The 11,345-nt window shown below is 44.8% G+C and carries 6 protein-coding genes; all 6 read left to right on the top strand.

The features are described 5' to 3' along the window. Positions 1-269 precede the first annotated feature (269 nt). The 6 genes from HWQ44_RS30100 to HWQ44_RS30075 all read left to right on the top strand — a co-directional run bounded on the left by HWQ44_RS30100 (position 270) and on the right by HWQ44_RS30075 (position 11,234). On the top strand, positions 270-479 hold the full coding sequence (locus tag HWQ44_RS30100) for a hypothetical protein (protein WP_292725631.1): 210 nt from the start codon (positions 270-272) through the stop codon (positions 477-479). A 142-nt stretch (positions 480-621) separates the two neighbouring features. Then, a complete protein-coding gene (locus tag HWQ44_RS30095; protein ID WP_292725629.1) occupies positions 622-2,286 on the top strand; it encodes an FAD-dependent oxidoreductase in 1,665 nt (554 codons plus the stop codon). A 77-nt stretch (positions 2,287-2,363) separates the two neighbouring features. Next, entirely contained in the window at positions 2,364-3,758 is a 1,395-nt protein-coding gene (locus HWQ44_RS30090; protein ID WP_292725627.1) for an ATP-binding protein, read from the top strand. 461 nt (positions 3,759-4,219) lie between these two features. Beyond that, positions 4,220-5,659, top strand: coding sequence for an NHLP bacteriocin system secretion protein (locus HWQ44_RS30085; RefSeq protein ID WP_292725625.1), 1,440 nt, complete (start codon positions 4,220-4,222; stop codon positions 5,657-5,659). A 516-nt stretch (positions 5,660-6,175) separates the two neighbouring features. Next, positions 6,176-8,329: an NHLP family bacteriocin export ABC transporter peptidase/permease/ATPase subunit gene (locus tag HWQ44_RS30080; protein ID WP_292725633.1), complete on the top strand. Its 2,154-nt coding sequence runs from the start codon at positions 6,176-6,178 to the stop codon at positions 8,327-8,329. Positions 8,330-8,336: 7 nt separating this feature from the next. Beyond that, positions 8,337-11,234, top strand: coding sequence for an NHLP bacteriocin export ABC transporter permease/ATPase subunit (locus HWQ44_RS30075; RefSeq protein WP_292725623.1), 2,898 nt, complete (start codon positions 8,337-8,339; stop codon positions 11,232-11,234). Positions 11,235-11,345 lie beyond the last annotated feature (111 nt).

Raw genomic sequence — 11,345 nt, 5'->3', positions numbered from 1 at the left:
ACGCTGCAACCTCACTTGACATTTGGGCATCTGCCTTAACTTGACACCAATGGCATCTTGCCCACCCCACAAGATTGGGTAATTTATTTGTTGGAAGTCCCTTATCTAATTCAATTTCAGATTAACGCGACTGACCAAAATAGTTTTATGATTCTCTACGAAAGCATATTGGAAATGATTTAGGTCTATTACCAAAATATTCTCAAGCTCATTCTGAATCACCTAAACCTTCTTCCAAGGTTAAATAAAGTGCAGGGAGATGAACAAGTATGGCTGAACACGTATTTCATGACCAACTGAGTTTAGAGGAACAAGCTGAAAAACTCGGAAAGCAAGCAATCAGCTTGGGTTTGATTCCCAGCTTTGTGGTGCATTACTTTCCTGATACCTGGGTATTTTATATCCCTAATGAAAGTCAATCAGAACCGCTGACACCAGAAGAGGCATACTTTCGTTTAAAGCAACTGGTTAAACAGTAGATAAGTAGATGGACAAAAATATTTACAGTCATTGCGAACGTTTGCAATGACATTGTGTAATTAATTTTGTCCGACTACTTATTTTGACAACAGATTTTTGAAGATAACGGCTAGGCACTGCAATTGTTGAGTAACAGTAATTATGGCGAAACCAGCAATTTTAACCGTCGATGATGATCCAGAGGTACTGCAAGCAGTGTCACGAGACTTACGGCATCAGTATGGCGATCGCTTCCGCATTGTTCGGGCAGATTCCGGTATTACCGCTCTGGATGTGGTGCAGCAACTCAAATTGCGGAATGAGGCAATTGCCCTATTCTTGGTGGATCAACGGATGCCTCAGATGGGAGGTGTGGAGTTCCTGGAACAGGCAAAAGGCATCTTTCCTGATGCGAAACGCGCTTTGCTGACGGCGTATGCAGATACGGATGCTGCCATTAAATCAATTAATAGTGCCAGACTTGATTATTACTTACTCAAGCCCTGGAATCCACCAGAAGAGAAGCTATATCCGGTTTTAGATGATTTACTCGATGACTGGCTAGCTGGATTCCGCCCACCATTTGAAGGGATTCGAGTCATTGGTAATCGCTGGTCGCCTTTTTCACATCAGGTGAAAGACTTCCTAGCGCGTAACCAGGTTCCATTTAAGTGGTTAGATATTGAACTGGAGCCGGAGGCGGCAAAATTGGTGCAATACGCCCAAGCTGATTGTAGGCAACAATTGCCCTTGGTGCTGTTTCCCGATGGTTCCCGGTTAATTCAACCATCTAATTTAGAGATTGCTGCCAAAATTGGACTGCAAACTCAGGCAGAGCGCCCCTTCTATGATTTGGCGATCGTGGGTGCTGGCCCTGCTGGACTGGCAGCTGCCGTCTATGGCGCTTCTGAGGGATTGAGTACTGTCTTAATTGAGCGGGAAGCGCCAGGAGGACAAGCAGGTACGAGTTCACGGATTGAAAACTATCTAGGGTTTCCTGTTGGCTTGAGTGGTAATGATTTGGCAAGGCGGGGAGTCACCCAGGCTCGACGATTTGGGGTAGAGATTCTCACACCTCAAGTAGTAACTGGGGTTCGACTGCAAGATCCTTATCGGGTTCTGCAATTAGCAGATGGTAGCGAGATTAGTTGCCATGCACTTTTAGTTGCAACCGGTGTTTCTTACCGTTGGCTAAATGTTCCAGGAGCCGAGAAGCTCACAGGGGCAGGAATTTACTACGGTGCTGCCATGACTGAGGCGATCGCCTGTAGCAATGAAGAGGTTTATCTGGTAGGCGGGGCAAACTCTGCTGGACAAGCAGCAATGCACTTTTCTAAGTATGCCAGCAAAGTGATTATGTTGGTGCGGGGAGAGTCACTAGCATCAAGTATGTCCCAATACTTAATTGACCAAATTGCCGCTACTGAAAATATCCAAGTTTGCACAGGTTGCAGCGTTGTGGAAGTGAAGGGAGAGAAACATTTAGAAGCAATTGTCATTGCCCATATCAAGACTGGACAAACCGAAACTGTGCCAGCGCGATCGCTGTTTATTTTCATCGGTGCTAGCCCCAAAACTGATTGGCTTGATGGTGTTATTCAACGCGATGCTCAAGGGTTTATCATCACAGGGCCAGACTTAGTGCATAATGGCAAATCTCCGCGAGGTTGGCCTTTGGAACGCTCTCCTTTTTTGCTAGAAACCAACGTTCCAGGAATCTTCGCAGCCGGAGATGCCCGCTATGGCTCAATTAAGCGCGTGGCATCCGGTGTGGGAGAAGGTTCCATTGCCATTCAATTCGTTCACCGCTACCTGGGTAATGTTTAGCTAGAGCGGGAAAAACTATAATTTGCAAACCTCTCCCCTGCCCCTCTGCCCCTCTGCCCCCTCAAGGAGGTTCATTGATGTTATGTGTTGAAGAATTAATCAACTTAGACCCATTTCAACAGCTTCCTAAAGAGCGATTACAGTGGGTTTGCGATCGCGCTCAAACCGTTGAACTTTCCGCCGGAGAAGTGTTGTCCCATGAGGGAGACTTGGCTTGTCGCTTATTTATCTTAGTCAAAGGAAAAATCAACATCACCCGCCGCAGTGAAGGAGTTGAAATTCCCATCGGACAACACGAAGCCCCATCCTTTTTTGGTGAAATTCCCGTCCTCACGGATGAACCTGCACCTGTGACAATGCGGGCTTTGACAAATTGCCATATTTATGCAATGAAGGGAGAAGACTTCCGTAAACTGCTGCATGAATGTCGTGATTTTGAGCGGATGGTCTTCCGAATTATGCAAGGTCGTGTCCGGGGGCTAGAGTCTTTTATTCGTGGGCGGGAAAAGATGGCAGCTTTAGGGACACTTGCCGCCGGTCTAGCCCATGAACTCAACAACCCAGCGGCAGCCCTTGTTCGGACTTTAAAAGAAATGCCAGCCGCCATCTTAGAGTTACAACGAATGAATTTAGTTTATGGGCAACGCAATGTTGAGGAAGCCCATACTCAACACTGGTTGAGAGTACGCGATCAAGGGTATGATGCGATTTTGAATAATCGCCTAGATCCGGTGACATTAAGCGATCGCGAAACCATCTTGCTGGAATGGTTAGAAGACTATGGTGTAAACCAAGCGTGGAAATTAGCAGAACCTTTAGCAGAAGGTGGTGTTGAGGTTGAAAGCCTAGAGCAACTCATGGAACGTTGGCGCAACGACAACACGGAATTGCGAGAAATGGGATTGCACTGGCTAGCGCTTTCCTTTGAAGTCATGTCGATGATTAAACATGGTTTGCGAGGATCTGAGAGGATTTCCGAACTTGTGCAAGCGATGAAGTCTTATTCTCACCTCGATCAAGGCATTCAGCAAGAAGTCGATATACATCAAGGCTTGGAAGATACCTTGCGATTGTTTGCTCATAAACTCAAGTGTGGTGTGCAAGTGCAACGCAATTACGATCGATGTCTGCCGAAAATTCTTGCCTATGGTAGCGAACTAAATCAAGTGTGGACGAACTTAATTGACAACGCCATTGATGCAATGGATGGTAAAGGATTACTGGAAATTACAACTTGGCATTGCGATCGCTTTGCCCATATTGACATCATCGACTCTGGCAGTGGAATTCCACTGGAAATTCAAACGCGCATTTTTGAACCCTTCTTCACCACCAAATCAGTCGGGCATGGATCGGGATTGGGTTTAGAAACCGTTCGCCGGATTGTAGAGAATCGCCATCATGGTACGCTCTCGTTTAAGTCGCAGCCAGGTAGAACTTGTTTTACTATCCGCTTACCTTTGACATCATAAATTATCCAATATTGTGGGGTGGGCATCTTGCCATTGGTGTCAAGTTAAGCTCAAACTTCCTATGTCAATAAGCATTTAGGCTTAAAAATTCGGTTTTCAAGGGACAAAAAACGAACTTTTTCATGGACTATTAATGCTTTGTTTATTAGCATCACTCCCAGCTTGCGTATAAAAGTCAGAAAAAAGTTCACCTTTATACTTCCTTCCTAACAAAACCTATCGTTGACAAATGGGTTTTAACCTTAAGTTGACACTAATGGCATCTTGCCCGCCATATCAACTGTGCGGGCAAGATGCCCACCCCACAAGAGTTAATTGGATATTTTTTTATTTGTCAGTCCTTTAAACAAGCAGTATTAGATCGCCTCTGCTGGTTCTCCCCTAGTTCTCCCCGATCGCACTTTAATCTTAAAAGTCTAGAAGATTTAAGGTTCTGGGTGCTTTCAGCAAGAAGGAGAACAATGCAACTAAAACACAGCCACATCTTTCGCCAAGAAGCCTTAGAACGCTTATCTTCACCAGAACAACTGGATCAAGCGATAAATGTGGTTAAGCCTCAAGCTTGGTTGAGTTTATCTGCCATGAGTTTTGTAGTTGCTGTGGCTGGCGTTTGGAGTGTGTTCGGCAGAATTCCCCTGACTGTCACAGGCCAAGGCATCTTGATTAAACCGCACCATGTTGTGGAATTTCAAGCACCCAGTTCTGGGCCATTATTAACTCTTAAGGTCAAGGCGGGAGATATTATTAAACAAGGTGATGTGCTGGGTATTATCGACCAATCAGCGTTGAAGCAGCAACTACAGCAAGAGCAAATAAAGTTGCAGCAACTGCAAACCCAAAATCAAGAGACTGACAGGTTACAAAAGCTGCTGATTGACCAACAAATCATTACTCTTGGGCAGCAAAGAAGGGATCTAGAAAATAATCTGCGCCGAGAGCAAGATGCACCCAAGTTACGCGATCAAATGCAAAGAGCGATCGCCCAAAAACGTCAGAGTATTAATTCCCGCAAACAACAAATTAATTATTTACTTAAAACTCTCAAAGGGCGGGTTGATAACCGTCGTCACCTTTTTGAGCAGCATGTCATCAGCCAAGATATGTTGGTGCAAGCTGAACAGGAATATTTTAATACTCAAAGCGAACTGTCAGATATTGACGTGCAACTAAAGGATCTTGAAATCCAAGAAACCACCACGCAACGAGAATATCTGGAAAATCTTAATAGAATTGACGAAATTAAAACCAAAATTAAAGACCTGAATACTCAAAATACTAAATTACGCGAACAAGACTTAAAGCAATCAATTGACAAAACTAATCAAATTCGAGAAGTAAAACGGCGAATTGCCCAATTAGAACTGCAACTATCTCAAGAAAGTAGAATCATTAGCAAATACAATGGTCATATTTTGGAAGTGAGTGTTGTTCCTGGGCAAATGATGAATCCTGGGACTCGCCTGGGATCAATCGAAGCGGAAGAGGCAAATTCAAAACTTGTGAGTCTTGTCTACTTTGCTAATAAAGATGGTAAGCAAATCAAGCCAGGGATGGCTGTACAAGTGACTCCCAGCTTTGCCAAACGTGAGCGCGAAGGTGGCATTGTTGGTGCGATCGCAAATATTTCTGCATTTCCAGTAACTACACAAGATATTACAGCGATCGTTGGTAATAAAGAAATGGCCGCCAGTCTTGCAGGTAAAGGTGAAGGTCAGGTGCAAGCTTTTGTCCAACTCCAAGAAAATCCTACATCAGTTAGTGGCTACAAATGGTCATCTTCTGATGGGCCAGCCTTAAAAATATCTTCGGGTACAACTACCTCTGTTCAAGTCAAAGTTGGAGAAAAAGCACCGATTTCTTATATTATTCCTATGCTGCGTTCTTGGACGGGGATTTATTAAATTGGGGATTGGGAGTTAGGGAACTCCAAGAAATAAATTATCCAATATTGTGGGGTGGGCATCTTGCCATTGGTGTCAACTTAAGGTTAAAACCCATTTGTCAACGATAGGTTTTGTTAGGAACGAAGTATAAAGGTGAACTTTTTTCTGACTTTTATACGCAAGCTGGGAGTGATGCTAATAAACAAAGCATTAATAGTCCCTGAAAAAGTTCGTTTTTTGTCCCTTTCAAACCAAATTGTTAAGCATAAATGCTTATTGACATAGGAAGTTTGAGCTTAACTTGACACCTATGGCAAGATGCCCACCCCACAAGAGTTAATTGAATATTTTTTATTTGGAAGTCCCTTAAAACTTAAAAGTCCACCTTCAGAAGCTCAACTTCCATTTAACTCCTTTTCTCCTATGCCCAATCCCCAGTCCCCAATCCCCATTACCCCTTATCCCCAGAGGGGGCCCCACCATCCCCAATCCCCAGTCCCCAATAATCGCGTCCGCACTTCTACACTTTTGCAAATGGAAGCAGTGGAATGTGGTGCGGCTGCTTTGGGAATAATTCTTAGCTATTATGGTCGGATTGTGCCACTGGCTAAACTGCGTGAAGAATGTGGTGTCTCGCGGGATGGCAGCAAAGCTTTTAATATCGTCAAAGCTGCGAAAAATTATGGACTCAATGCTAAAGGTTTAAAACTGTCTCTGGAAAAGGTAAAAACTACCCGTCTCCCCTATATTGCCTTTTGGAATTTTAACCATTTTCTCGTGGTAGAAGGATATAGCAAAAAACGCGTCTATCTCAATGATCCTGCCTCCGGTAGGAGAACAGTGAGTTGGGAAGAGTTCGATCGCGCATACACGGGTGTTGCCCTGGTGATGGAACCAGGAGCGGATTTTCAGAAGGGTGGGAAAAAAAATCATATTGTCTCAGCTTTAAATAGCCGCTTGCAAAACTCACGAGTTACGATCTTGTTTTGTCTGCTGGCTGGGTTATTGCTAACATTGCCTCGGTTAGCGGTGCCAGCCTTTTCTCAGGTGTTTATCGATGAGATTTTAGTCCAAGATCGACAAAATTGGCTACGACCTTTGCTGTTAGGAATGCTGTTAACTACTTTATTACGGGCATTCCTTGCTAGACTGCGCCTTACCTATCTGCGGCGATTAATGGTTAAGTTGTCAGTCAGCACATCAGGACAGTTTCTCTGGCATATCCTGCGACTGCCCATTGGGTTTTACGATCAGCGCTTTGCTGGGGAAATTAGTAGCCGGATGCAACTGAATGACAGAGTGGCGGAAGTACTTTCAGGGCCTTTGGCAACCACGGTAATTGACGCGGTAATGATGGTCTTTTACCTGCTGATTATGATTCAGTATGACCAATTATTGAGTGCGATCGCAGTTGGTTTTGCTGCAATCAACATTCTCGCCCTCTTATTTTTATCGCAAACTCGTGTAGATGCCAATATGCGTCTAGCTCAGGAATATGGCAAGGTGGGTGGAGTCACGGTTAGTGGCATCCAAACCATAGAAACCATCAAAGCTTCTGGACTAGAGTCAGATTTATTTGCTCGATTTGCAGGTTATTACGCTAAAGCACTCAACGCCCAACAAGAATTAGGCTTGCAAACTCAAATTCTCACCACATTACCGACAATTTTGACAGCCTTAACCACAGCTTCTATTCTGCTGGTTGGTGGTTTACAGGTAATGAACGGCAATCTCAGTATTGGGATGCTGGTTGCCTACCAAAGTTTAACACTGAGCTTCTTAGAGCCAGTCAATAGCCTCGTCAATTTTGGCAGTACACTGCAAGATTTAGAAGCTGACTTAAACCGTCTTGATGATGTGCTGCAAAATTCCGTTGATTTGGAAGTGGAGGGGAGAGGGAGCAGGGGAGCAGGGGAGGCAGGGGAGCTAGGGGGAGAAATTACTTCTTCATCTCCTTGGCAATTATACGGTGGCGTTGAGTTACGAAATGTCACTTTTGGCTATAGTCGTGTAGAACCTCCTTTGATTGAGAATTTGAGCTTGACTGTCAAGCCAGGGCAAAGGATAGCGCTTGTGGGGGGAAGTGGTTCTGGTAAATCTACAATTGCCAAATTAATTTGCGGGCTGTATCAACCTTGGGATGGGGAAATCTGCTTTGATGGTGTAGAGCGATCGCAAATCAAGCGTTCTGTTCTGGCTAACTCGTTGGCAATGGTTGAACAAGATATCTTTTTATTTGCCGGGACTGTGCGAGAAAACATTACTCTTTGGGATGCAACAGTTCTAGAAGCTGATTTGGTGCAGGCTTGCCAAGACGCAGCTATTCATGATGCGATCGCATCTATGCCTGGGAAATATGACTTTGAGTTGATTGAAGGCGGTATGAATATTAGTGGTGGCCAACGCCAGCGGTTAGAAATTGCCCGCGCTTTGGTGAGAAATCCCACAGTTTTAGTACTAGATGAAGCAACCAGCGCCCTGGATACAGAAACCGAGTTGATTATTAACCGTAACTTACGACAGCGTGGTTGTTCGTGTATCGTAGTCGCCCACCGCCTCAGCACAATTCGCGATTGCCATGAAATTATTGTCCTAGAGCAAGGTAAAATCGTGCAGCGTGGCACCCATGAGGAATTATGGCAGCAAGGCGGAACTTATGTTCGCCTCCTTCACGCGGTAGAGGCTTAGTTAAGTAATGAGTAGCCCGCAGGTGAATCCTTCTTCTAAACTGTACTCTTTTCAGGCAAACGAACCATTATTGTTGAATGACCCAGAAACTTTTTGGATAGTGCAGTCTGGAACATTGGCAGTGTTTGCGACTAGAGTTAAGAACAGTTTACCAAAGGATCATCGCCGCTATCTGTTTCATGTCAACGCTGGTGAAGCCTTATTACCGGAAGTAATCGCACAAAGCCAATGGAATTTTGTCGCGATCGCAATTGAACCTACCCAATTATGCCAGATGTCAATCGTTGACTTGGTTAAGGGAATCGGCGCGGCTGACTTGCAATCCATAGAACTTTTAGAAGGTTGGATAAATCATTTAGGACAATTTCTCAGCGCCCAGCAAACAGTTTTGACAACGCCATTAAACCTTGTACAGCCAAACATTGAACGTGATTTTTCTTTATCGGCTGGTGAAACGCTACAGTTGAGGCAACAAACACTCCTATGGGTGAAGTTGCAGCAAGGCAATACTTACTGGATGGGAATCGGGGAATTAATATTGAATTCTACCTCACCAGCGTTTCCGCTCACGAGTGCGATGTGGCTGGAGGCAGAAAATGCAGTTAGCGGGCAAATGTTGCCAACGGCAAATTTAGAAAATTCTGAGGAACTTCTCGCAGGTTTAGCTAGTTTGCAGACTTATTTCTTTCACTACTTCAGTTTGCTGGCAAATAAAGAAGCAGAAGCAGAATTTCGGCAGTTTCAAGAACGCGAACAATTTAATCAGCAAGTCATAGAGGCGGCACTCTCTAACTTAGCAACAGTCTTGCAGCCGCAGCAGGAGGCGATTTTCTTTCAGGAAGGGCCACCCTTATTAGTAGCATTTGGTGCAGTTGGACGGGCACTAGGAATAGAAATTCGTCCACCAGTAGAGGATTTAAATTCTATCAAAGACCCTGTAGCGGCGATCGCTCGCTCATCGCAAATTCGGATTCGGCGTGTAACTTTAGCAGATGGCTGGTGGCGTCAAGACCAAGGGGCGATGTTAGCTTATACCCAATCAGAAAAGCGCCCAGTAGCTTTATTACCTACAGATAATCGGGATTATGTCATCTTTGACCCCATAGCGCGGACTCGGACACCCATCAATGAATCAATAGCAAAAACACTGTCAACATTAGCCTATGTTCTGTATCGACCGTTACCCCAAGTTCCGCTTAACGCCATTGATTTATTACGGTTCGGAGTCAAGGGTTATGAAAAAGACCTGGCCAGTATTCTAGTGGTGGGGCTGCTGGGCACAATATTAGGAATGGTTGCACCACAAGCAACAGCGATTTTAATTAATCATGCCATTCCCGATAGCGATCGCGCTTTACTGTGGCAGATCGGATTGGTAATGTTTGCGGTGGCTTTTGGGCAGTTAGCTTTTCAAATTGCCCAAAGCATTATTACCCTACGAGTCGAAAGCGCCACTGATAGCATATTGCAGCTAGCCATTTGGGATCGCCTGCTGAGATTAAGTCCGAGCTTTTTTCGTCAGTATACTTCTGGAGATTTAGTCAACCGTGTGATGGCGGTGAGAGAAATTCACCAAAAACTCAGTGGCGCTACCCAACGGACGTTGTTGAGTGGAGTCTTTGCCTTATTCAACTTGGTGCTGATGTTTATTTACAGTTGGCAACTAGCCCTTGTGGGCGTGGGTTTAGCAATCTTTGCCGCTATAGTTACAACTGTTGCCAGTTTCCTGTTGGTGAAGAAATCGCAAAAACAGCAAGAACTAGATGGGGCAATTCAGGGACTCACCGTACAACTCATTAATGGTGTCGCCAAGCTGCGGGTAGCAATGGCAGAAGAACGAGCATTTGCAACTTGGGCAAAAAAATACAGTCAGCAGATCCGGCTGAAGGCGAGTTGGCAAGAGATTAAAGATGGAATTTCTGTATTTAACGAAGCACTCCCTTTGGTGAGTTCTATATTGTTGTTCGGGTTTGCCATGCTGTTGATGCAGCCACGCCTCACACTGGGTACATTCGTTGCTTTTAACTATGCTTTGGCGATTTTTATCAAAGGAATAATTGATCTGAGCAATACTGGATCGGAAATTTGGGGGATTGTACCAATATGGGAACGAGCAAAACCGATTTGGCGATCGCAGCCGGAATATGACTCAACCAAGGTCAATCCCGGACAATTAAGCGGTCGAATTGCCCTAAATCGAGTCAGCTTTCGCTACTCGGAGAATAGCAGCCTAATCCTCAATGATGTTAGCCTCCATGCTGAACCAGGGGAATTTATTGCGATCGTTGGCCCTTCTGGAAGTGGGAAATCAACGATATTGCGGTTGTTGTTGGGATTTGAGACTCCATTGACAGGCAACATCTTTTATGACGGCAAAGACTTAGCAGAGATGGAACTCCAGGCAGTGCGAAAACAGTTAGGGGTAGTACTGCAAAACGGCAAAATCGGCACAGGCTCAGTTTTTGAGAACATCACCACCGGGGCTTTGGTTTCCCTAGAAGAAGCTTGGTCAGCGGCACAGATGGCAGGCTTGGCTGATGATATCAAGCAAATGCCAATGGGGATGCATACAATCATCGCTGAAGGTGGTAGTAATCTTTCCGGTGGACAACGGCAAAGATTATTGATTGCGCGATCGCTAGTTTCAAAGCCCAAAATTATTTTAATGGATGAAGCAACCAGCGCCCTGGATAACCGCACTCAAGCAATTGTGACTGAAAGTTTAGCTAAGTTAAACGCCACTAGAGTAGTGATTGCCCATCGTCTCAGTACAATTCGCAATGCCGATCGCATTTATGTGATTGACGCTGGTCATGTTGTACAAGTGGGTACTTTCTCGCAACTAATTGTGCAAGAAGGGTTATTTGCTCGACTTGTTTCCCGCCAGTTAGAGGGTGATCTCTAGAGCATCGATTCAGTAATCAAAAACCTAACCCCCCAGCCCCCTTATCCCCAGAGCAAGGTGGTTTCATACAAAGAAAGAAAAAACTTTGTGCAGTTGATTGGAGAGGGCGCG

It is taken from the genome of Nostoc sp. JL34, from assembly GCF_017114945.1.
Classification (GTDB): Bacteria; Cyanobacteriota; Cyanobacteriia; order Cyanobacteriales; family Nostocaceae; genus Nostoc.
The sequence above is the reverse complement of the archived record's forward strand: the minus strand, read 5'-3'. Positions and strand labels throughout refer to the sequence as shown.

Coding starts and splice junctions, on each gene's coding strand:
- HWQ44_RS30080 (WP_292725633.1), top strand. CDS start 6,176: ATGGAAGCAGTGGAATGTGGTGCGGCTGCTTTGGGAATAATTCTTAGC.
- HWQ44_RS30075 (WP_292725623.1), top strand. CDS start 8,337: ATGAGTAGCCCGCAGGTGAATCCTTCTTCTAAACTGTACTCTTTTCAG.
- HWQ44_RS30085 (WP_292725625.1), top strand. CDS start 4,220: ATGCAACTAAAACACAGCCACATCTTTCGCCAAGAAGCCTTAGAACGC.
- HWQ44_RS30095 (WP_292725629.1), top strand. CDS start 622: ATGGCGAAACCAGCAATTTTAACCGTCGATGATGATCCAGAGGTACTG.
- HWQ44_RS30090 (WP_292725627.1), top strand. CDS start 2,364: ATGTTATGTGTTGAAGAATTAATCAACTTAGACCCATTTCAACAGCTT.
- HWQ44_RS30100 (WP_292725631.1), top strand. CDS start 270: ATGGCTGAACACGTATTTCATGACCAACTGAGTTTAGAGGAACAAGCT.